Genomic DNA, 22047 nt, shown 5'->3' on the forward strand with positions numbered 1-22047 from the left:
CCCTGACAAGAACGGCCAGCGGGTCGGGATCGTCGGTGGCGGGATCATCGGGCTGGCGATCGGCGCGGAACTGCTGCGGCGCGGGGCGGACGTCACCGTCTATGACCCGGCGCCGGACGGATCCGCCGGAGCGTGGCACGTCGCCGCCGGGATGCTCGCGCCGGGCGGTGAGTCATTCTTCGAGTTTCCGCAGCTGGAGCGGCTGCTCGACGCGTCCAACCAGCTGTGGCCGGCGTTCGCCGCGTCGCTCGGTGACGTGGGCTACGACGAGGTGGGGACGCTCGGGGTCGCGCTGACCGCCGACGACGTGGCCGAGATGGCGCGGGAGTGGAAGCACCAGAAACTGTCGCCGCTGACCGGGTCACAGGTGCGGGACCGGGAGCCGGCGCTGTCGCCGCGGATCCGAGCCGGCGCCTATGCACCGACCGAGCGGCAGGTGGATCCGCGGCGGGTCGTCACCCGCCTCCGGGCGATCCTCGCCGGGCATCTCCGCCGGCAAGAAGTCGGCAATTTGTCCGAATTGGACGAAGAAACCATCGTCGTCGCGGCCGGCTGCGGCACCGCCGCCCTCACCGGCCTGCCGATCCGGCCGATCAAGGGTCAGGTGCTCCGCCTCCGCGGCGAACCCGGCATCCTGCGGCACGTGATCGACGGCGCCGCCGACGGCCGGCACGTCTATCTGGTGCCCCGCGCCGACGGCGAGGTGGTGGTCGGCGCCACCCAGGAGGAGCGCACCGACTCCCGGCCCACCGCCGGCGGGGTGCACGACCTGCTGCGCGCCGCCCTCGACCTGGTGCCCGGCCTGTCCGAGCACGAACTGGCCGAGGTCACCGTCGGGCACCGCCCCGGCACCCCGGACAACGCGCCGGTCCTGGGCCGGCTCACCGGCCGGGTGGTGGTCGCCTCCGGGCACCACCGCAACGGGATCCTGCTCGCGCCGATCACCGCCCAGCTCATCGCCGACCTGGTCCTGACCGGCTCGGCCGACCCGATCATCGAGGATTTCACCCCCGGGAGGTTCGGATGCGCCTGATGGTCAACGGCCGGCACGAGACCCGGCCTGACGTCTGCTCGGTGGCCACCCTGGTCGCCGAGATCACCGACGCGCACCGCGGCGTCGCGGTCGCCGTGAACGGCTCGGTCGTCCCGCGCTCCACCTGGGCGCAGGTCGATCTGGCCGACGGGGACGCGGTCGAAGTGCTCACCGCGGCACAGGGCGGCTGAGCATGAGCCTGCTGCCACCGAACGGACTGATCCTCGGCACCGGCGGCGCGCACAGCCTCGCCGCGCTCGAGGACGCGATCGTCGCCTCGGAAACCGACCTGGTCACCGTCGCGCTGCGGCGGGTCGAGGCGGCCGGGCCGGGGCTGCTGCCGATGCTGGAGCGGCTCAAGGTGCGGATCCTGCCGAACACGGCCGGCTGCTTCACCGCCGGGGACGCGGTGAAGACCGCGCAGATGGCCCGGGAGGCGTTCGAGACCGACCTGATCAAGCTGGAGGTGATCGGCGACGAGCGGACCCTGCTGCCGGACGGCGTCGAGCTGCTCCGGGCGGCGGAGGTGCTGGTCGCCGACGGGTTCACGGTCCTGCCGTACACCACCGACGACCCGATCCTGGCCCGCCGGCTGGCCGACGCCGGATGCGCCGCGGTGATGCCCGCCGGTTCGCCGATCGGTTCCGGACTCGGGATCGCCAACCCGCACCACATCGAGTTGATCCGGCAGACCGTCGACGTGCCGGTGGTGCTGGACGCCGGGATCGGCACCGCCTCGGACGCCGCGCTCGCGATGGAGCTGGGCTGCGACGCGGTACTGGTCGCCAGCGCGATCACCCGGTCCGACGAGCCGGCCGTGATGGCGGCCGCGATGCGGCACGCGGTGGCGGCCGGGCGACTCGCTCGGCAGGCCGGCCGGATCCCGCGCCGCTTCCACGCCGTGGCGTCCACTCAGGATGAAGGGATCCCGGTGTGGTGACGCCGGGCGGGCTCGTGGTGCTCACCGACCGGCGGTCCGCTGCCGGGCCGCTGATCGAGGTGGTGGCCGCGGCGGTCCGCGGCGGCGCCGGGTGGGTGGTCCTCCGGGAGCGCGATTTACCGTACGACGAAAGAGCCGCCCTGATCACCGCCCTCCGTCGGGTGGTCCCGTCCGGACGGCTGATCGTGGCCGGCCCGGACCCGTTCGGCGGCGGTGCCGTGCACCTGGCCGCGGCCGACCCGGTGCCGGCCGGGGTGCCGCTGGTCGGGCGCTCCTGCCACGGCACCGAGTCGATGTCCGACGTGGACTACGTGATGCTCTCGCCGATCTACCCGACCGCGACCAAGCCCGGATACGGGCCGGCACTGGGCCCCGATCGCGCGGCGGCACTGGCCGGCGCGGTGTCGTGGCTGGCGCTCGGCGGTATCGACTCGGCGGCCCGGGCGGCCGAGTGCGCGGCGGCCGGCGCGGCCGGGATCGCCGTCCTCGGCGCGATCATGCGAGCCGCCAACCCGGAGCGGGTCGCCCGCACTCTGGCCGGCGCGTTCGCCGCCGCCCGCCCCCGCCTGCCGGCTGGTCCTGGGGGGTGTGTCGGGGGGCCGGAGGCACCCCTCACGACCAGCCGGGGGTCCGGGCGTTTGGCAGGCTCGCGGGGCCCGGCTGGTTCTGAGGGGTGTGTCGGGGGGCCGGAGGCACCCCTCACGGCCAGCCGGTGGTCCGGGCGTTTGGCAGGCTCGCGGGGCCCGGCTGGTTCTGAGGGGTCTCTCGGGCTGCCGGAGGCACCTCTGGGAGCCAGCCGGCTGCCGGAGCTGGGGGTGGGCGGGTGACGCCGCGGGTGGTGTTGACCATTGCCGGGTCGGACTCCGGTGGGGGAGCCGGGATCCAGGCGGATCTGAAGACTTTTGCGGCGCTCGGGGCCTACGGCGTCTCGGTGGTCACCGCGATCACGGCGCAGAACACGCTCGGGGTGACCGGGATCCACCCGGTGCCGGCCGAGAGCGTGGCCGCGCAACTCGACGCGGTGCTCAGTGATCTGCCGGTGGCCGCGGTCAAGGTCGGGATGATCGCTGACCCGGCCGTGGCGAAGGTGATCGCGGAACGGGTCGCGGATCTGCCGAACCTCGTGGTGGACCCGGTGCTGGTGTCGACGTCGGGCAGCCGGCTCGGGGAGGCGGGGGTGGTGGCGGTGCTCATGCCGTACGCATCAGTTGTCACGCCGAACCGGCAGGAAGCCGGCGCCCTGATCGGACGCCGGGTCGAGACCACCTCGGAGATGGCCGCGGCAGCGGCGGAGATCGGCGCGACCGGGCCGCGCGCCGTGGTGGTGACCGGAAGCGAACTCGCGTGCGACGTGCTCTGGCACGGCGGCGACGTGACGACGCTGCGCGGGGAACCGGTGCCGACGCGGAACAACCACGGGTCGGGGTGCACGTTCTCGTCCGCGATCGCGGTGCGGCTGGCGGCCGGTGATCCGGTGCCGGAGGCGGTCGCGGCGGCGAAACGGTACGTGCGCGGGGCGCTGCTGGGTGGCGCTCGATGGCGGCTGGGCGCGGGTCCCGGACCGCTTGATCACTTCTGGAACAGCCGCTCCTTCTGAGGCTCTGTGAGGGCGGCCGGGGTTCCGTGCTGCCTTTTTCCGGTGGTTTTGTACCTAATTAGGAGGAAACATGAGGCGCAAGGTCTACGTCGAAGGCTCCCGTCCCGAGATCCAGGTGCCGTTCACCGAGGTCGTGCTGACCGGTGACAACGCACCGGTCCGGCTCTACGACACGGCCGGCCCGGGCAGCGAGCCGACCGTCGGGCTGCCGCAACTGCGGAAACCCTGGTGGGACGGACGGACACAGCTGGCCGCCGCCCGCGCCGGTGACATCACGCCGGAGATGGAGTTCGTGGCGGTCCGCGAGGGCGTCGACCCCGAGCTGGTGCGCGACGAGATCGCCGCCGGGCGCGCGGTGCTCCCGGTCAACCGCAACCACCCGGAGTCCGAGCCGATGATCATCGGGTCGAAGTTCCTGGTGAAGGTCAACGCGAACATCGGCACCTCCGCGGTGACCTCGTCGGTCGCCGAGGAGGTGGAGAAACTGACCTGGGCCACCCGGTGGGGCGCGGACACCGTGATGGACCTGTCCACCGGGCCGCGGATCCACGAGACCCGGGAGGCGATCGTCCGGAACTCGCCGGTGCCGATCGGGACCGTGCCGATCTACCAGGCCCTCGAGAAGGTTAATGGCGACCCGCTCAAGCTGACCTGGGAGCTGTTCCGGGAGACCGTTATCGAACAGGCCGAGCAGGGCGTCGACTACATGACGATCCACGCCGGGGTGCTGCTCGAATACGTGCCGCTGGCCGCCGAACGGGTCACCGGCATCGTCTCCCGCGGCGGCTCGATCATGGCGGCCTGGTGTCTGGCCGAGCACCGGCAGAACTTCCTCTACGAGCACTACCGGGAACTGTGCGAGATCTTCCGGGAGTACGACATCACGTTCTCCCTCGGCGACGGCCTGCGCCCCGGATCGATCGCCGACGCCAACGACGAGGCCCAGTTCGCCGAGCTGCGCACGCTCGGCGAGCTGACCCACATCGCCTGGGAGTACGACGTCCAGGTGATGGTCGAGGGCCCCGGCCACGTGCCGATGCACAAGATCAAGGAGAACGTGGACCTGCAGGTCGAACTGTGCGCCGGCGCGCCGTTCTACACGCTCGGGCCGCTGACCACCGACATCGCGCCCGCCTACGACCACATCACGTCCGCGATCGGCGCCGCGATGATCGGGATGTTCGGCACCGCGATGCTCTGCTACGTGACCCCGAAGGAGCACCTGGGACTGCCGAACAAGGAGGACGTCAAGGCCGGGATGATCGCATACAAGATCGCGGCACACGCCGCGGACCTGGCGAAAGGCCACCCCGGCGCGCAGGACTGGGACGATGCGCTGTCGCACGCCCGGTTCGACTTCCGCTGGGAGGACCAGTTCGAGCTCGCCCTCGACCCGGAGACCGCCCGCGCCTACCACGACGAGACGCTGCCGGCGGCACCCGCGAAAACGGCGCACTTCTGCTCGATGTGCGGCCCGAAATTCTGCTCCATGAAGATCAGCCACGAGTTGCGGGCGGCCGGGATGAAGGCCAAGTCGACCGAGTTCGTGGACGGCGGCGCGCGGGTCTACCTGCCGATCACGAACTAGCCGGTGTCGTCCAGGAGGCTGATTGGCGGCGCGAGCTAGTCGGTTTCGTCCGGGGGCTGGTTGGCGGCGCGGGGGAGGAAGTCGAAGACCGGATCGCGGGGGGCGGTGCGGCGGGCCACACGCTCGCGGCGGGCGCGGTCGGCGGCGGCCTGGTCGCGCTCGGCTTTGCGGGTGATGGCGGCGTCGACGGCCTGGTTGCGGGTGGCGAGGTCGGTGGCGGCTTGGCGTTCCGCTTCGGCCTTCGTCTTGTCGGCCGTTGTGGTGTCGGCCTTTGCGGTTTCGGTCTGCGGGTCGGTTTCGGCTGCCGCGGTTTTGCGGGGCTTGCGGCGGGCGGCGCGCTTCCGGGGAGTTGGTGGCTTCGGTCCGGGCGCGTCGTTCGCCGCGGCGTCTTTTTCCGGTACGGCCATAGCCGGGATGTCCTGGGTGGCGGGTGTTTTGTCACCGGTGGCCGGGGGTGGGGATTTGGGTGCTGCTTTGCGGGGTGCTCGGGGCGCTCGGGGTGCCGTCTTGCGGGCCGGGGGTGGCGGGGTCTCCGCGGTCTTGTCGAGCTCTTGGGCGGCTTCGGGCTCCGGGGCGGTGGGCGCGGCCGGTTCGGGGAGTGGCTTGGCGGTGTCGGCCTGCGCGGACGGCTCTTCGGCGGGTGCCGTCCTCAGGGTTTCCTCGGTGGCGGGCTCCGGGGTTGCTTCCTGCTCGGCGGCCGGTACTGGATCAACTCCCGAGGTGGCGGCTTCTTCCTCTTCGGCGGCCGGTTCCGTGGCGGTGGGCGCCGGGGTGGCGGCGGGTTCGTTCGTTTCGGCGGCCGGTTCCGGGGTGGTGGTGGGTTCTTTCGTTTGCGCGGCTGGCTTCAGGGACGCCGGCGGCTCCTCGGCGGAGGGCGCGGATGCTGCCTTGGTGATGGCGGCATCGACGGTTTGAGCGGCGTTTTCGGCCTGGTCGGCAGCGGGCTTGGCGGCTTCGGCCCGCTTGGTGACGGGGACGGCGGGTTCGGTTTGCTTCGCGACGGCTTCGGCTTGCCTCGCGGCGGGTTCGGTTTGCTTCGCGGCGGCTTCGGTTTGCTTCGCGGTGGGCTCGGGCTTGGGCGCGGTGGGCTTGGGGTCGGGAGCGGTGGGCTTGGCTTGCTCGGTGGTGGCCTTGGCTTCCGGGGTGGTGGGTTCGGCCTGCTTGCCGGAGGTGGGGTCGGGTTTGGTGGTGGGCTGCTCCGGGGACGGCTGCGCCGTGGGCTCGCTGAGGTTGGGCTCGGCGGGGCGTTCGGGGGTGGGGGCTTTGTTGAGGAGAGCGACGTTCAGTTCTTGGGTTTGTTCGGGGGTGGGCTTCTCGGCGGGCGGGGTGGGGCCGTCTTCGGGGAGCTGCTCGGCCGGGGGCTTCGGCGGGAGGGGATCTGCGGTGGGGGTCGGCGGGGGCTGTGCCGGCGTGGTCTGTGAGGTGGTGCTGATGACCGAGGCGATGCCCAGGGCGGCCGACTTCTGGGCGCGGCGGGCCGGGTGGGGGAGGCCGGAGAGCGGGGGCTTTGCGGCTGTCGGTCGGAGCGCGGTGATCCGGTAGCGGTAGAGGACACCGTCGTCGCGGACTACGAAGTCGTCGGCGCCGTCCGGGCGGGTCCAGGTGAGGATCATCTGGCCGTATTTCTCGGCCAGCTTGACCAGCGCCGGGAACGTGGCGACCGCGACGACCGGCTCGTCCTGCTTGTTGTTGATCGGTTCGACCGGGACGAGCAGGTGACCGTAGCGGCGCTGGATCTGCGCCCGGGTCTGCAGCGGAACGCCGCGCAGCGCGGCCATCCCGACCCCGATCGCGCCGGCGAGGGCGATCAGCAGCAGCCAGACGGCATATTTGCGGGCCACCGCGGCGGTCAGCAGATCCCGGCCCAGCACGCTGATCTGCCGGGGGTAGATCCCGCCGCCTGAAGTCGTCCCGGACTGGTTGACGACCAGGCTGTCAGCGCCGCCGGCGAGGGCGAGCTGCATCGGGTTGAGCGCGAGGGCGAGCTGCGGGTCGAACGAGGACCCGTCGCCGTGCTCGACATGCGCGGTCACCGCGATGGTGATCTGGCCGAGGTCGGTACCGATCGCCTTGCCCGCGGCCTGGACCCGCTCGTTGATGCCGTCGAGGTCGAGCAGGACCGTGCCGGTGTAGCGCTCGGCGGTGAACTTCCGGTCCTGCGACAACTGCATCGTCGAGTGCCAGCCGGCGGGGGAGGAGAGGCGGGCGGTGACGGTGATGCTGCCGGGTTCACCCTGGTACTGCAGTCGCAGGTCGACGAAGTCGGCAAGCTTCCGATAGATCGGATCGGGGGAGTAGGCGACAGTGCCGTCATAGGCAGCCGACGAGTCGACCTTGGCCGAGTAGGAGAATGTCATCGACTCCCCGCCCAGCGCACTGCTCGGGGTTGCTTGAGTGGCCGGCTTGATCCACCCGAGCACACCGAGCACGAGCCCTGCTGCAGCGCAGAGGGCGGTCACCACGGCGAGAAGCCGGAGGGCCGGGTTCAGGCGGCTGACGACCTTGATCACGGCCGTGGCCGCGGCCCAAGAGCCGCCACTACCAGCCATAGCCTTCACTTTCTTCTTCCGGCGACCACGTGCGATCGCGCGCCGGTTCTTGGCGGTGGCCGCCCCGCTGAAGAACAGGAAGCCCATCATGCCCAGTCCGGTCGGGCTGAGCAGAGGTTGCAGCCACGTGCCGCCCTTCGGGATGTGAAGGAAGGCCCGGCCGATCAGCTCGTCGGCAGTCGGATGGGCACTATCGACCGACGTGTTGTTGTCTCCCTTGAAGTCAAATCCGCTATCAGCATCGCCACCGATAATGCGGTGCAACACCTGGAGCTGGCCGTGCGCACCATCGTATGCGGCAATGTCGCCGACCTTGTACGACTTGGACTTGACCACGATGATCAGATCGTTCGCGTGGTACAGGGGTTGCATGCTGATGCCGTGTGTGACGACATAGGAAACGCGATGAGTTGAAATCGCCCAAACGCCGATGGCCGCCATCGTGATGATGGCGGCCATCGCTAAGCGCCGGAACTTCGATATGGGAATACTCCACTGGAATCGATGAGTTCTCCAGCGAAATCCTACGTCGAAGGGGAGGGGCGCTAAGGAGTTATCGAGCTACTGGATCACTCCACGTATCGGGCCGCGATTGCGGTGATCTTGACCCAGTCCGCGCCCGCGGTGCAGCGGAAGACGGCGGTGCTCAAGGCGCAGGTGACCTCAGTGGCGGTGCCGCTGGTCGCGGTGACGGTGGCGTAGACAGTGCCCGTGGTGATCGCGGTGGTTCCGTCGTCCTCCACCAGCGCGACGTCGAAGTAGTCGATGTTGTTCTTGACGGTGGCGTCGTGGGCGAAGACCAGGGTGTCGATCGTGGCTCCAGTCACCGTGATCGGGGCGGCCAGTGTGCCGCCGACGATGACCGGTGCGGCTCCCGATGCGCCGCTGAAGAAGCCCGAGCCGGCGGTGAAGGCGGTGCTGCCGGCCGCGACGACACCGGCGACAGCGACGCCACCAAGAAGCTGCATGATGTTGCGCATATAGATCGTGTCCCTTTGTTCGTTCGGTGGTAGCCCAGCCGACCTCGTGGGTCCTGAGGCTTTGCGTCCCCGGTTCGCACCGGGTTTGCCTTTCTCGCCGAGCGGACTTCGTCATCCCCTGGCAGCAAGTGTTTCGGTCGTGGCCGCGCTGTGGGTGAGCGTTAGCGGGAACTTTCTCAAGCAGATTTTTTGATTTCCAGTGCCTTAGTGCGGAACGGGTGCTATTGGTTGCGCGCCGGTTGCGGATGACCCGGCAGCGGGACCGAAGCGGGGCCGAACGCGACGCGGCGGCCGTCACCAGACGGCCGCCGCGAACGTACAAAATCGGGTTCAGAGTTTGTAGAAGGTCACGTAGTGGTCCGGGGTGAAGTAGGCGACCTTGGTGCTGCGGTTGACCACGATCCGGTAGGCGTCACGCGCGGCACCCCGGGCGCGGGAGTAGACGTCGTACTCGTTGTAGGTCGCCGTCGGCAGGTAGCCCTCGCGGTTCTGGAACGTGCCGCCGGTGTAGTTGTAGTTGCCGTACGGCCAGGAGTACCAGCCCGAGCTGGTCGGCCAGCCGAGCGAGGACCAGCCGGTGACCGCGGTACGCGCGGCCGAACAGCGGCTGATCGTGCACGTCGAGTAGACGGCGGCCTGGGCGGCCGAGGTGTGCGTGGGCGCGACCACGGCGGGTGCGACCAGCGCGGTGCCGGCCAGCCCGAAGACCATGGCGAGGCTGAGCAGCAGCTTGCGACCGCGCGGCAGGGAGCGGGGGAGCGTGCGGGGATGAGTCACGTCGAACTCCGATGCGAGGAGAGGGGATGGGCCTCGGACATCGACCATAGTCTCGGTCTGTGCCGCGCCGCGGTAGCTCTCAATCGAGTCATTCCATCGGAGTTAACGAATGTTTTACTGCCCTCCGAGCCCGCTTACCCAATCGACATAATCTGTTTCCTGGCGAGGCTTGCGCCCGGGGCCGGAGCCGTGCGGGCCACTGATCGAGGTGGGTTCCACAACCGGCCCGTGAGACGCCGGCCCGTGAGACGCCGGCCCGTGAGACGCCGGCCCGTGAGACGTCGAACCGTGAGACGCCGACCCGCGTGGTGCCGGGACCCGGGGCTGCTCGGCCGTGACCGAGCCGGAACGGCCACTCGGCGGGCCGGCGGTGAAACCGTTGAACGAGTCGGCGCCCGGCGCGGGCGGGGGCGGCGGTGGGGTGGCCTTCCCCCGGGAGCGCCAGCCACGGCCACCGGAGGCCGGGGTCGGCTGCTGGCCGGAGAAGCGCGGCGGGTTCTCCGGGGCCGGCGCCTGCGGCGGCGCCTGGTTCGGGGTGGGCGCCGGGTGGGACGGGTACGGCGTGGGAGCCGGGTGAGTCGGGTACGGCGCGGCGACCGGTGCGGGCGGGAACGGCGCGCCGGAGCGGAACGGGCTGCCGGTGCCGCCGGAGAACGGGTTGTTCGGCGTGCCCGCCGCGGTCGCGATCACCCCGGTGTCGGCCGGGTGCACCGCCGCCGCGGCTGAGGCCTGGGCGATGGCCGACTGCGCGGGTGCGTCCCGGTGCGGGAGAGCGGGCGGCGGATCCTCTTCCTCCCGTACCGAAGGGGGTTGAGAAACCGGAGCGGCCGCAGGCGCGGAAGAAGCAGTGGTGGCCGGAGCGCCGCGGACGATCGCGACGAGCACCGAACCGAGCACCCCGGCGCCGCACGCGGTCATCGCCGACCAGTACGGGTCGGCCCGGAAACCGGTCGCGGCGCCTTCCGGCCCGGCGATCAGGTACGCCACGGTCAGCAGCGCCGGGCCGGCCAGCCCGGCCAGGCCCACGGCCAGCGTCGGCAGCCGGTTCCCGCGGGCCGCCCAGCCGACCGCCAGACCGGCCAGCAGGGCGAGCGTCGGCATGGTGAGGAACGCGGTGTGCCCGGCCACGGCCGCCGGGATCAGGCTGCCGCTCAGCACGCCGAGCCGGATCGCGATCGGGGTGTGGCCGGGCAGCAGCGACGGGACGACCGAGACCAGCGCGACGATCCACATCAGCGAGCTCAGCGCGGCCACGTTCCAGCGCGCGGCGGGCTTCGCGGCGGCGGCCCAGCCGGCGAAGATGCCGGCCGCCGCGCCGAGCCCGGCGGCCAGGCCGATCACGAAGACCGGCTGCACCCCGGCGACCTGGGCGGCCCGAGCCGGCTGCATGGTCAGCGGGAGGACGGCGAGCGAGCCGAGGCCGGCCGCGATGCCCACGCCGAGCGCGCCGCCACCGCCGACCGGGCGGGGCAGCCACCGTGGTCGCAAACCGGTGGCGATCGTCGCGCCGATGGCCGCGGCGGTCATCGTGATCCAGGCGACCCAGGCGAGCTGCGCGGTCCATTGGTCACGCGCAGTGACATCGAGGATGCGGTCGAGTCGCACGACGCCGAGTCCGTAGGCGATGCCGAGTTGGCCGGCTCCGATCACCGCGGCCGCGAGGGCGGTGGCGGCCAGCAGCTTCACCCAGCTCCGAAATGCCATGCCGCGCACGTTACGTAATCCGGTGGCCGGTACGCCAGTGGGAGACCGGCTTCTTAAGGCAGCCTAAAGTCTGGATCTTCATAAATCGAAATACATCGATCAATTAGGGTAACCCTCGGTAACTCTGAGACGACGTACGGAATGGTTGCCAGACCAACCCTCCAGAGTGGACACTGTCGGCCACGGACAACGTGTCCGTCGTGTCGTGCCAATCCTTGCGAACGTGAGAACCCTGCTCAGAAGCCGCGGGTACGTGAAACGCGGGACGGGACTCTCACATAGTGGTTGGAATCGTGAAAGTGTGCGGCAGCTCTGGCCGCGTGGGTGGCCACGAATGAGGTATTTGCGCACGTCAACGCCACGGCGGCGGCTGTGGGTGGAGTTCGCGCGCGGTTACCACCCGGACAGCCCGGCGGTTTCCGGGAGGATCCAGGCTTCCCAAACCGCACAGGGTTCTGATGAAATCGCCGCCGTGCCGATAACGGCACGGACCTTGCTGCGCGCGCCGGACGGGGCCGGACCGCAGCCCTCGGACGGCTTCGCGCCGGCGTCACCGAAGACAATATTCCGGGGTGCCCAGTGAGGCTGGACGATCGCGAAGGAGATGTCGTGAGCGCGGGATCCTCGGGCCTGGCTGTGCGACGTGCTTCTTTCCCGCGGTTGCGGGACGCAAGCGTCCGCGCCAAGCTCGCCGGACTTTTGATCATTCCGCTGGTGGCCGTGCTGGTGCTCGCCTCGGTGCGGCTGGCCGACGTCCGCGGCCGGGCCACCGACGCGGCCCGGGTGGCCGATTTGACCCAGCTGGGTACCGACCTCTCCGGCTTGGGCCTGCTGCTGCACCGCGAGCGGATGGCCGCCGCCGCGTTCCTGACGTCGCCGAAGGCGGGGTCCGAGCCGTTCACCTCGGCGGGCCAGGCGGTGGACGGTCAGGTTCAGGTGTTCCGCGAGCACCGTGGCGAGATCACCGATGTACCCGCCCGGGTCCGTGACGGGCTCCAGCTGATCCAGGAACGGCTCGGCAAGCTCGCCGAGGTCCGGACCGCGGTGTCCGCCCGTGACGACGTGACGGTCACCTCGGCGGTCCGGCAGTACAGCGACATCCTCGACGGGTTGTCCGATTATGACGATATTGTCAGCGAAGTCGCCGACCCCGGTCCGGTCGCCGACGGGCTGCGCGCCCTCGCCGCCTTCACCCGGATCCAGGCGGCCGCCGGTGACCAGGAGGCCGCCGCGTACGTGGTCCGGGCCACCGGGGTGTTCAGCGCGTCCTGGCAGCAGGAGCTGATCGGCGCGCAGACGTCCCGGCAGGACGCGCTCGACGACTTCCGGCGGATTGCCACCACGAACCAGGTCGGCCTGGTCGAGGCGACGCTGGCGAACGCCGTGGTGGCGCGCGCCGACGGGCTGCTTACCCGGCTCACCGGGCCCTCGGCGGTGCGGACGACCGACCTGATCAAGACGTACGCGGAGGTCCTCGCGCTCTTCCGGAGCGCCGAGACCCAGCTCGAGACCGAGGTCGTCCAGGTCGCCGAGGACGAGAGCAAAGCCAGCACCCAGCGCGCCACCCTCGAGTTCGTGGTGGTGCTGCTGGTCCTGCTCGGCGCGATCGGGTTGGCCTTCTACATCGGACGCAACCTGCACCTGTCGCTGCGCCGGCTGCGTGAGGGCGCACTCCTGGTGGCCCACCGGGACCTGCCCGAGGCGGTCAGCCAGCTGCAGGACGTGGAGAGCCTGGGCGAGGGCGGTGTCGACCGGATCATCGCGCAGACCCGGGACCCGATCCGGCTCGCCGAGCGCGACGAGTTCGGCCAGGTGGCCGAGGCGTTCAACATGGTGCACCGGGAGGCCATCCGGGTCGCGGCCGAGCAGGCCGCGCTGCGGACCAGCGTCTCCGCGATGTTCCTCAGCCTGGCCCGGCGCAGTCAGGCGCTGGTCGACCGGATGATCGGCGAGCTGGACCAGATCGAGCGCACCGAGGAGGACCCGAAGCGGCTGGCCAAGCTCTTCGACCTGGACCACCTCGCCACCCGGATGCGCCGCAACGACGAGAACCTGCTGGTGCTGGCGGGCGCGGACGTGGGCGCGCCGCGCCGCGAGGACGCGCTGCTGATCGACGCGCTGCGGGCCGCCCAGTCCGAGGTGGAGATGTACCACCGGATCGAGTTCGGTGCGATCGACACCGACGTCTCGGTCACCGCCGCCGCGGTCAACGACGTGGTCCGGCTGATCGCCGAACTGCTGGACAACGCGACCCGGTTCTCCCCGCCGACGACCGTGGTGATGGCGCACGGGCGACGTTCCGGCGACCACGCCGTGGTCCAGGTCGAGGACCACGGTCTCGGAGTCTCGTCCGAGCAGCTGGAGCTGATCAACCGGCGACTGGCCGAGCCGACCGAGGTCGACGTCAGTGCGTTCCGGCTGATGGGTTTCGCGGTCATCGCCCGGCTGGCGGCCCGGCACGGCATCGAGGTGCGCCTGCTGCCCAGCCGCGAGGGCGGGACGATCGCCGAGATCACCCTGCCGCCCGACATCGTGGCGCTGCCCGGCGCGCCGGCCGCGCCCGGCCGGGCGGCCAGCTGGACCCGGCCCGGTCCGGCGCCGCAGACCACGGCCGGTCCGGACCGTCCGGCCGAGGTTCGTCCGCCGATCCGGTCCGCGCCGGCGCCGTCGCAGGCCATGCCGCGGTGGGCGCAGATGGTGGTCGGGCCGCAGGACGACCTGGATCTGAAGCCGACACCGGACCGGCCGCCGCTGCCCACCCGGGTGCCGAAGCCGACCACGCCCGAGCTGCCGTCGGCGCCGCTGTTCGTGCCCGCTTCCTCGGCCGCGCCGGTTTCCGCGGCGCCGGTTTCGGCGGCGCCGGTTTCGGCGGCGCCGGTTTCGGCGGCGCCGGTTTCGGCGCAGCCGCTGGTCGCCCGGCCGATCTCCGCGCAGCCTCTGGTGGCCCGGCCGATCTCCGCGCAGCCGGTTTCGGCCCGGCCGTTCTCGGCGCCACCGGCCTCCGCGCCGGGTTCTGCGCCGGTTTCCGCGCAGCCGGCCTACCGGAGGGACGCGCCGGTTTCCGCGCAGCCGGCCTTCCCGAGGGACGCGCCGCTGACCGCACCGAGGACCGCGCCGCAGGTGGGCATGCCCACGGCGGGCGGCCCGGTCAACGGCCACGCGAACGGCCACGCGAACGGCCACGCGACGACGGCGCCGTCGGCACCGATCGAGGCGCCGATCCAGGTCGAGATGCAGCACGGCTGGTTCGAGCCGGAAGTCGAAGCCCCGACTCTGCGTGGCATGCCGACCGCCGGTTACGCTCCGGCCCCGGTCTCCGCGGCGCCGGTCAGCGCCCCGCCGCAGCGGCCGGCCGCCGCTCCGACCACCGAGGGACACGCCGTGCCTCGACCCCGTACCGCCCCCGAGGACCGGTGGCGCACCGCCGCGGACGAGGGCTGGCACCGCGCCATGGCGGCCTCCGCACCGGTGGACGCCGGCATCACCCGTACCGGCCTGCCGAAACGCATCCCGCAGGCGCAACTCGTTCCGGGCGGGGTGCAGGAGGCGCCCCGGGCACAGAACCGTCGCAGCCCCGACGACGTGCGTGGACTGCTCTCCGCGTATACCCGTGGGGTGCACCGAGGACGGACGGACGGCGTCGCCGATTCCGCCGCCGTGGCACCACAGGCTCCTAAGGAGAACGAACAGTGACCAGGTCTCCCACCATGCAGGACATGGGCTGGCTGCTCAACAACTTCGCTGACAGCATCGCGGGTATCGCGCACGTCGTCGCGGTCTCCGCGGACGGTCTGTTGCTGGCGTGCTCGCGGGATCTGCCGAGTGACCGGGCCGATCAGCTGGCCGCGATCACGTCCGGTGTGGTCAGTCTGACCGACGGCGCGTCCCGGATGTTCACCGCCGGAAAGGTCATGCAGACCATCATCGAAATGGATAGCGGCTATCTTTTCCTGATGTCCATCAGCGACGGGTCATCGATGGCCGTGCTGGCGGCGCGCAGTTGCGACGTCGGCCAGGTCGGTTACGAGATGGCTCTGCTGGTGGAGCGCGTCGGTGCAGCTTTGTCACCGGCGACGCGCGAAGCCGTCAGCCACTAGGCGCCGGGGCCGCTGAGCCCCGGTGGAGATGAGGTGACCGCGACATGACAGAGCCGCACGATCCCCGGGGCAACCTGGTGCGGCCGTACGCGGTGACCCGCGGCCGGACCGAGCCGATCCGGGACATCCCGATCGAAGCGGTCCTGGTCGCCAGCCCGCCGGCCGTACAGGAAGCGCGTTTCGCCGGGCATGACAAGTACCGCATCGCCGTGTTGTGTGAGCCGAAAGCCCAATCGCTCGCCGAACTCGCGGCGCTGACCCGGCTGCCTCTCGGGGTGGCCCGGGTCCTCGTCGCCGACATGGTCGCCGACGGTTTGCTCACGCTGCACAGTGCCGCTCCTCGTAAGGGCTACACACAGCGAATGGATCTGCTGGGAAGGGTTTTGAGTGGACTTCGCAAGCTCTGAGCGGGCGGGTACGCCTTCTTCGGAGATCACCTCCGCGAAAATCGTCGTCGCCGGTGGCTTCGGCGTCGGGAAGACGACCCTGGTCGGCGCGGTCTCCGAGATCGAGCCGCTGACGACCGAGGCCGTGATGACCGCGGCCGGCGCCGGGATCGACGACGCCTCCAAGGTGCCCGAGAAGGGCACCACCACGGTGGCGATGGACTTCGGCCGGATCACCATGGCCGACGACCTGATCCTCTACCTGTTCGGCACGCCCGGACAGACCCGCTTCTGGTTCATGTGGGACGAGTTGATCCGGGGCGCGGTCGGCGCCGCGGTCCTGGTCGACACGCGCCGGCTGACCGACGCGTTCGCGCCGCTCGACTACTTCGAGAACCGGCACCTGCCCTACCTCGTGGCGGTGAACTGCTTCGACGAGTCGCCGCGCTACGAGGCGGAGGAGGTGCGGGAGGCGCTCGCCATCCCGGCCCGGGTTCCGCTGATCATGTGCGACGCCCGGCACCGTGAGTCGGTCAAGGCCGTGCTCATCGGCGTCGTCGAGCACGCCATGGCCACCCTGGTGACCGAACATGAACAGGGGGCCGTCGTCGGCTGACTGACCGTTTCAGGCCAGCCGGGGAAACCCAAAATCAAGAGCTTTTTGTCGTGCGTCCGCTGGGGTGCGGATCGTCGCTCCCGCCGGGACCCCTGCGGTCTTCGCTGGCCGCTGCGCGTCCAGAACGCGAAGACCTCCGGGGCGACGTCCGCGGGTGGTCACGGTCCCAACCCCACGTCCCGTGGTCCACGAGCCGCCGCGGCCCGCGCTCGTCCGCCCGTGCCCGGCTGTTCCGGCGCGGCCGGCTCCAGCCCGGCGCGGCCTGGCTGCTCAGGCGCGGCCTGGCTCGAGCCCGGCCGGTTGTTCAGGCGCGGTCCGGCTTCAGCTCGGCGTGAGGCGGATCACCGGGTACTGGCGGGCGGACTTGGCCTGATATTTCGCGATACGGGGCTGCGCGGCGGTGATGCGCTGCCAGGCCTGCTCGCGGTCGGCGCCGTCGAGCCGGTGCGGCGTCACCGGCACGACACCCCGGCCGGGCAGTTCGATCGACGCCCGGTCCGGGTGGGCCACCAGGTTGGCGTGCCAGTCAGGGTGCTGCCCGCCCCCACCCGAGGCGACGACCAGCCACCCGTCCCCGCCGTCCGGGAACCAGGCCAGCGGCGTCTCCCGCGACTGCCCGCTCCGGCGCCCGACGGTGTTCAGCACCAGCACGTCCATCCCCATCATCGAGCCCTTCCCGCCGCGAATCCGGCGACTGGCCCGGCCGTTCATGGTCCGCTGCACCCACCGCGAGAACGCCCCCGGCCCACGCCCACCCACCTGCTGCTCCGAACCCACAACTGCCTCCCCCTCGCTGGTAGCGGTCACCCGCGAAATCCACGCTAGGCCCGCCCCCTCTCACCCCGCTTCTCGTTTCCTGACCGATCCACACCCCCGTCCCACCCGCAGCGCGGAGCCTCCAGCCGCGACCCGCACCACAACTCCCCACGCAGGGTGGGTTGAGCTGTTGCGTGGGGACTTCGGGTGCGGAGCGCACCGCAACTCCCCACGCAGGGTGGGTTGAGCTGTTGCGTGGGGACTTTGGGTGCGGAGCGCACCGCAACTCCCCACGCAGGGTGGGTTGAGGTGTTGCGTGGGGAGTTTGGGTGCGGAGCGCACCGTAACTCCCCACGCAGGGTGGGTTGAGCTGTTGTGTGGGGACTTTGGGTGCGGAGGGCGCCGTAACTCCCCACGCAGGGTGGGTTGAGCTGTTGCGTGGGGACTTTGGGTGCGGGGGGCGCCGCAACTTCACACGCAACGTGGGTTGAGGTGCTGCGTGGGGGGTTTGGGTGCGGGGGCGCCGTAACTTCACGTGCGGGGTGGGGCTTGGGGTGGGGTGACCCTGGGGAGCGCGGGCGTCGCCCTGGAAGGGTTTGTGGTTTGGACGCGTAGCGGCCAGCAAAGCCTGGAAGGGTCCCGGCGGGAGCGGCGGTCTGTACCCCGGCGGACGCACGACATCAAGAATTTGATCTTGATTTTGGCGCGGAGCGTTTCGGGGCTTCAGATGGGGATGCGGTAGCCGCGTTTGACGACGGTCTGGACGATGCCGGGGACCGCGAGCCCGGCGCGGAGGCGGGCGACGGCCATCTCGACCGCGTGCTCGTCGGCGTTGCGGGGGAGGGCCTGCAGCAGTGCGGCGCGGGAGAGGACCCGGCCCGGTGAGGTGGCCAGCGCGCGGAGGACCGCCATCGGACCGGGCGCGAGTGGTCGCAGGTCGCCGTCGACCACCGCGGCGTGTCCGCGCAGAGTGATGGCGTGGCCGTTGACCTGCAGGGACACCGCGCGCTTGGGGAGTTCCTCGACCAGGGTGCGGACCAGGGCGGTGAGGCGGGCGCGGTTCGGCGTGGAGACCGGTACGTCGTGACGGCGCAGCGGCGACGCGGTGACCGGCCCCACACAAGCGGCCAGTACGTCGGAGCGCAGCGCGTCCAGCACCGGGTCGACAGCCGGCCCGGCAGCGCGGAGCAGAGCCTGGACCGCGGCAGCGGAGGTGAACGTCACGGCGTCGACCAGGCGGCCGGCGATCAGGTCGACCAGCCGGTGCAGCGGGGCCGGGTCGGTCGGTGGCGCCCAGCGGTAGACCGGCACCTCGATCACCCGGGCGCCGGCGCCCTCCAGCGCGTCGGTGTATTCCGGCTGGCTCTCGCCGTGCAGCTGCATGGCGACGGTGAGGCCGGCGATGCCGCGGGCGGTCAGGTGCTCGACGACCTCCTCATAGCCCTCGCCGTCCGGGGTCCACTGGTCCTGCAGCCCGGCGGCGTGGACCGCGGCGCGTGCTTTCGGGCCGCGGGCCACCAGGTAGGAGCGGCTGAGCACGGCGCGCAACGGTTCGGCGAGGCCCCAGCCCTCGGCGGCCTCCAGCCAGCCGCGCATCCCGATGCCGGTGTTGACCAGCACGATGTCGGGCGGGGTGTCGAGGCAGGCGCGGGTGGCGGCGCGCAGCTCGGCGTCGTCGGCGATCGGGACGATCCGCAGCGCGGGCGCCAGCACGATCCGGGCGCCTCGGCTCTCCAGCAGACCGGCCAGCTCGTCGCGGCGGCGGTCGGAGGTGACGCCGATGGTGTACCCGGAGAGGGCAGCGGTCGGTTCGGCCAGCGCGGCCGCGGTCAGCACCGGCCGGCGGGCCCCCGGGGTCCGGTCGGTCATCCGGCAGCGATCCCGTGGCGGCCGGCGACGCCGTGTAAGGAGAACGTGGGGTCGAGAAGTCGCGACGTGGCCGGGCGGTCCACCGAAGGGCACGCTCGAAGACCGTCGTCCTCAGCGTTGACCCGCTCCCATGTCACGCTTACGGTCCTCGCCATGCCTCCGTCCGGGGCACGCCGCGACTTCTCCCCACCACTCCGGCGAACCGGTGTGGTGAACACCGTCAGGTCCGTCCTCAACCCTGACGATGGTCTCTCCATGGTGCGCCTCGAGACGCCGCGTCGGCCAATGCCGGGCCGCGTCGTCCGTGGTTCCGCACCGATGGCCATGCCGGGAAGCCTGCCGGTGGGGAATTTCGGCTAAGCGTCCCATTTGTTTCGAGCCTGCTAAGAGGCATCCAGCGGGACTTGTCGAACCCCCGCCGGGCTGACCCGCCGGGCCGAGTATGCTGGATACCGTTTGAGGTCCCGCCTCGGGCTATTCACCCGCGGGCAGCCTGTTTTGACCACGCGCCGCGCGGCCGGGTATTGTTGCCTGCTGTTATGCGATAGCTGCGGGCGCGCCCTCTGGGGTGTGCTTGACAGTCGCGTCGACGCCGATGCTCGACACGACCAGCGCGCGCCCCAGACCGACGACGAGACAAGGTAATTCTGTGCGTACGTACAGCCCGAAGCCGGGTGAGATCGAGCGTCAGTGGCACATTATCGACGCTTCTGACGTCGTTCTGGGCCGCCTGGCTACCCACACTGCGACCCTTCTGCGGGGGAAGCACAAGCCGACGTTCGCCCCGCACGTCGACACCGGCGACTTCGTGGTGATCATCAACGCTGGCAAGGTCGCGCTGACCGGCAACAAGCGGCAGACCAAGGTCGCTTACCGGCACTCCGGTTACCCGGGCGGTCTGAAGCAGATCGGCTACGAGGAGCTGCTGTCCAAGCGCCCCGAGAAGGCGGTCGAGCTGGCCGTCAAGGGCATGCTGCCGCACAACAAGCTCGCCGCGCAGATCCTCAAGAAGCTGAAGATCTACCCGGGTGCTGAGCACCCGCACGCCGCGCAGCAGCCGCAGCCGTTCGAAATCAAGCAGATCGCGCAGTGAGCGCGGGAGAAGGCAGCAGCATGACCGACAACATCGTTGAGCCCGAGGCCGTCGAGGCCGTCGAGACTGTCGAAGAGACCGTCGAGACTGTCGAAGAGCCCGCCGAGACGGTCGTCGTCGAGGCCGCTCCGGCTCCGGTTCGCGCCCCGCGTCCCGGCGACCGGCCGATCCAGACGGTGGGCCGGCGCAAGCAGGCCATCGTCCGGGTCCGTCTCGTCCCCGGCACCGGCAAGATCACCTGCAACGGCCGGGAGCTCGAGAACTATTTCCCGAGCAAGGTCCACCAGCAGCTGATCCGCGAGCCGCTGGGCACCGTTGAGCGCGCCGAGCAGTTCGACGTCTACGCGAACCTGCACGGCGGTGGCATCACCGGCCAGGCCGGCGCGCTGCGTCTCGGCATCGCCCGGGCCCTGATCACCAACGAGCCCGACGACCGCCCGGCCCTGAAGAAGGCCGGCTTCCTGACCCGTGACGCCCGGGTCAAGGAGAGCAAGAAGTACGGTCTCAAGAAGGCCCGTAAGGCTCCGCAGTACTCGAAGCGCTGATTTCCCTACGACGGCCGAGTCCGCCCCCGATTATCGGGGTGCGTGCTCGGCCGTCGTTGGTTTGTGGCACCTCCCTCCCCCCAACTAGCTGTTTCGGTACTCCTGCCCTTGCCGCATGGTGATGCACGCTGGGGGGCACGTGTCACCGGCGAAAGGAAGCCGCCATGGGGCGACTCTTCGGCACCGACGGCGTTCGCGGTCTCGCGAACGGCGATCTGCTCACCCCGGAACTCGCCCTGAAGGTCGCTGTCGCGGCGGCTCGGGTCCTGGTCGAGAGCGACAGCAGTCATCAGCCGCTCGCCATCGTGGGCCGTGATCCACGGGCCAGTGGCGAGATGCTGGAGGCGGCCGTCGTCGCCGGCCTGACCAGTGCGGGAGCCAACGTGGTCCGGGTCGGCGTGCTGCCGACGCCCGCGGTCGCGTACCTGGTGGGGCAGACCGGCGCCGACCTGGGTGTGATGCTCTCGGCGTCGCACAACCCCATGCCGGACAACGGCATCAAGCTCTTCGCCTCCGGTGGCCAGAAGCTGCCGGACGAGCTCGAGGAGCGCATCGAGAAGGCGGTCGAGGACGGGCACGGCCTGGTCGGCCGGCCCATCGGCGCGGCGATCGGGCGGGTGCACGACCTGCTGGACGGCGCCGAGCACTACATCAAGCATCTGATCGAATCGCTCCCGCACCGCCTGGAAGGCGTCAAGGTCGTGGTGGACTGCGCGAACGGCGCGGCCAGCGAGGTCGGCCCGGTGGCGTACCGGGAGGCCGGTGCCGAGGTGATCGCGATCCACGCCGAGCCGGACGGCCTGAACATCAACGAGGAGTGCGGCTCGACACACCTCGACAAGGTCCGCGACGCGGTGCTGGAGCACGGCGCCGACCTGGGCCTGGCCCACGACGGCGACGCCGACCGCTGCCTGGCCGTCACCGCGGCCGGTGACGTCGTGGACGGCGACCAGATCATGGCGATCCTGGCGCTGGCCATGCGCGACGCCGGCACGCTGACCGAGAACACCCTGGTCGCGACCGTGATGAGCAACCTGGGTCTGCGGATCGCGATGAAGCAGTCCGGCATCACGCTGCTCGAGACCAAGGTCGGCGACCGGTACGTGCTCGAGGAGCTGCAGAGCGGCGGGCTGGCCCTGGGCGGCGAGCAGAGCGGGCACATCGTGATGCCGGCGTTCGCCACCACCGGCGACGGCGTGCTGACCGGCCTGCACCTGATGGCGCAGCTGGCCGCGAGCGGCAAGTCCCTGGCCGACCTGGCCGCCGTGGTGCACCCGCTGCCGCAGGTGCTGATCAACGTCAAGGTGGGCGACCGGGAAGCCGGCGCCGCGGCGCCGACCGTGCAGGCCGCGGTGGCGCTGGCCGAGAACGAGCTGGGCGAGACCGGCCGGGTGCTGCTGCGCCCCTCCGGCACCGAGCTGCTGGTGCGGGTGATGGTCGAGGCCGCCACCGAGGAGAAGGCGCGCACCGTCGCCGAGCGGATCGCCGACGAGGTCCGGGCCGCCAGCCCGATCTGA

General features: G+C 71.0%; 18 protein-coding genes, 1 pseudogene and 1 riboswitch. Of the genes and pseudogenes, 13 read left to right on the top strand and 6 right to left on the bottom strand.

Annotated elements, in window-relative coordinates; translation table 11 throughout:
• The first annotated feature begins 28 nt into the window (after positions 1 to 28).
• From thiO to thiC, 6 genes and pseudogenes are all read left to right on the top strand, one after another.
• Positions 29 to 1033 carry a glycine oxidase ThiO gene (gene thiO / locus Apa02nite_RS14775; RefSeq protein ID WP_203825512.1) on the top strand — a complete coding sequence of 335 codons (1005 nt, stop codon included), beginning with the start codon at positions 29 to 31 and terminating at the stop codon, positions 1031 to 1033.
• Positions 1024 to 1224, top strand: a complete 201-nt coding sequence (gene thiS, locus Apa02nite_RS14780) for a sulfur carrier protein ThiS (RefSeq protein ID WP_067696191.1) — start codon at positions 1024 to 1026, stop codon at positions 1222 to 1224. The genes thiO and thiS overlap by 10 nt, the downstream gene beginning before the upstream one ends.
• Before the next feature lie 2 nt (positions 1225 to 1226).
• On the top strand, positions 1227 to 1973 hold the full coding sequence (locus tag Apa02nite_RS14785; RefSeq protein ID WP_067696193.1) for a thiazole synthase: 747 nt from the start codon (positions 1227 to 1229) through the stop codon (positions 1971 to 1973).
• A pseudogene (locus tag Apa02nite_RS14790) lies at positions 1967 to 2557 on the top strand (thiamine phosphate synthase); the annotation flags it as partial. The gene Apa02nite_RS14785 and the pseudogene Apa02nite_RS14790, both read left to right, overlap by 7 nt.
• Before the next feature lie 239 nt (positions 2558 to 2796).
• A complete protein-coding gene (thiD, locus tag Apa02nite_RS14795) occupies positions 2797 to 3570 on the top strand; it encodes a bifunctional hydroxymethylpyrimidine kinase/phosphomethylpyrimidine kinase (RefSeq protein WP_203825461.1) in 774 nt (257 codons plus the stop codon).
• A gap of 70 nt (positions 3571 to 3640) precedes the next feature.
• Complete coding sequence (gene thiC / locus Apa02nite_RS14800; protein ID WP_203825462.1) at positions 3641 to 5158, top strand: phosphomethylpyrimidine synthase ThiC; 1518 nt, start codon at positions 3641 to 3643, stop codon at positions 5156 to 5158.
• A 35-nt stretch (positions 5159 to 5193) separates the two neighbouring features.
• Here thiC and Apa02nite_RS51905 read toward each other — a convergent pair whose 3' ends face one another.
• The 4 genes from Apa02nite_RS51905 to Apa02nite_RS14820 form a co-directional block, all read right to left on the bottom strand.
• Positions 5194 to 8166 carry a DUF5305 family protein gene (locus tag Apa02nite_RS51905; protein WP_203825463.1) on the bottom strand — a complete coding sequence of 991 codons (2973 nt, stop codon included), beginning with the start codon at positions 8164 to 8166 and terminating at the stop codon, positions 5194 to 5196.
• Positions 8167 to 8276: 110 nt separating this feature from the next.
• The gene (locus Apa02nite_RS14810; RefSeq protein ID WP_203825464.1) at positions 8277 to 8687 is read right to left on the bottom strand and encodes a hypothetical protein; all 411 of its coding nucleotides are present in this window, start codon (positions 8685 to 8687) and stop codon (positions 8277 to 8279) included.
• A 25-nt stretch (positions 8688 to 8712) separates the two neighbouring features.
• Positions 8713 to 8787, bottom strand: a riboswitch (cyclic di-GMP riboswitch).
• Positions 8788 to 9017: 230 nt separating this feature from the next.
• Positions 9018 to 9398, bottom strand: a complete 381-nt coding sequence (locus Apa02nite_RS14815) for a ribonuclease domain-containing protein (RefSeq protein ID WP_239164325.1) — start codon at positions 9396 to 9398, stop codon at positions 9018 to 9020.
• Positions 9399 to 9578: 180 nt separating this feature from the next.
• Positions 9579 to 11168: a hypothetical protein gene (locus tag Apa02nite_RS14820; RefSeq protein WP_203825466.1), complete on the bottom strand. Its 1590-nt coding sequence runs from the start codon at positions 11166 to 11168 to the stop codon at positions 9579 to 9581.
• 660 nt (positions 11169 to 11828) lie between these two features.
• On the opposite strand from Apa02nite_RS14820, the gene Apa02nite_RS51910 reads away from it, so the two are divergent.
• The 4 genes from Apa02nite_RS51910 to Apa02nite_RS14840 are packed head-to-tail and all read left to right on the top strand — an operon-like array spanning position 11829 to position 16267.
• On the top strand, positions 11829 to 14861 hold the full coding sequence (locus tag Apa02nite_RS51910) for a sensor histidine kinase (protein ID WP_275412466.1): 3033 nt from the start codon (positions 11829 to 11831) through the stop codon (positions 14859 to 14861).
• A complete protein-coding gene (locus tag Apa02nite_RS14830) occupies positions 14858 to 15265 on the top strand; it encodes a roadblock/LC7 domain-containing protein (protein ID WP_083971164.1) in 408 nt (135 codons plus the stop codon). The genes Apa02nite_RS51910 and Apa02nite_RS14830 overlap by 4 nt, the downstream gene beginning before the upstream one ends.
• Positions 15266 to 15309: 44 nt before the next feature.
• On the top strand, positions 15310 to 15672 hold the full coding sequence (locus Apa02nite_RS14835) for a DUF742 domain-containing protein (RefSeq protein WP_067688431.1): 363 nt from the start codon (positions 15310 to 15312) through the stop codon (positions 15670 to 15672).
• A complete protein-coding gene (locus Apa02nite_RS14840) occupies positions 15653 to 16267 on the top strand; it encodes a GTP-binding protein (RefSeq protein WP_067688433.1) in 615 nt (204 codons plus the stop codon). Before Apa02nite_RS14835 ends, Apa02nite_RS14840 begins: the two co-directional genes overlap by 20 nt.
• A gap of 321 nt (positions 16268 to 16588) precedes the next feature.
• On the opposite strand, the gene Apa02nite_RS14845 is transcribed toward Apa02nite_RS14840, so the two are convergent.
• Positions 16589 to 17044 carry a nitroreductase family deazaflavin-dependent oxidoreductase gene (locus Apa02nite_RS14845; protein ID WP_239164321.1) on the bottom strand — a complete coding sequence of 152 codons (456 nt, stop codon included), beginning with the start codon at positions 17042 to 17044 and terminating at the stop codon, positions 16589 to 16591.
• Positions 17045 to 17746: 702 nt separating this feature from the next.
• The gene (locus Apa02nite_RS14850; RefSeq protein ID WP_203825468.1) at positions 17747 to 18892 is read right to left on the bottom strand and encodes a uroporphyrinogen-III synthase; all 1146 of its coding nucleotides are present in this window, start codon (positions 18890 to 18892) and stop codon (positions 17747 to 17749) included.
• Positions 18893 to 19541: 649 nt separating this feature from the next.
• Between Apa02nite_RS14850 and rplM the strand changes: the two genes are divergently transcribed.
• The 3 genes from rplM to glmM all read left to right on the top strand — a co-directional run bounded on the left by rplM (position 19542) and on the right by glmM (position 22047).
• Positions 19542 to 19985, top strand: coding sequence for a 50S ribosomal protein L13 (rplM, locus tag Apa02nite_RS14855; RefSeq protein ID WP_067688439.1), 444 nt, complete (start codon positions 19542 to 19544; stop codon positions 19983 to 19985).
• A gap of 20 nt (positions 19986 to 20005) precedes the next feature.
• On the top strand, positions 20006 to 20530 hold the full coding sequence (rpsI, locus tag Apa02nite_RS14860; protein ID WP_067688442.1) for a 30S ribosomal protein S9: 525 nt from the start codon (positions 20006 to 20008) through the stop codon (positions 20528 to 20530).
• A 164-nt stretch (positions 20531 to 20694) separates the two neighbouring features.
• Positions 20695 to 22047 (top strand): phosphoglucosamine mutase, encoded by a 1353-nt coding sequence (glmM, locus tag Apa02nite_RS14865; protein ID WP_203825469.1) that lies wholly within the window; start codon positions 20695 to 20697, stop codon positions 22045 to 22047.

This window comes from Actinoplanes palleronii, from assembly GCF_016862315.1.
Classification (GTDB): domain Bacteria; phylum Actinomycetota; class Actinomycetes; order Mycobacteriales; family Micromonosporaceae; genus Actinoplanes; species Actinoplanes palleronii.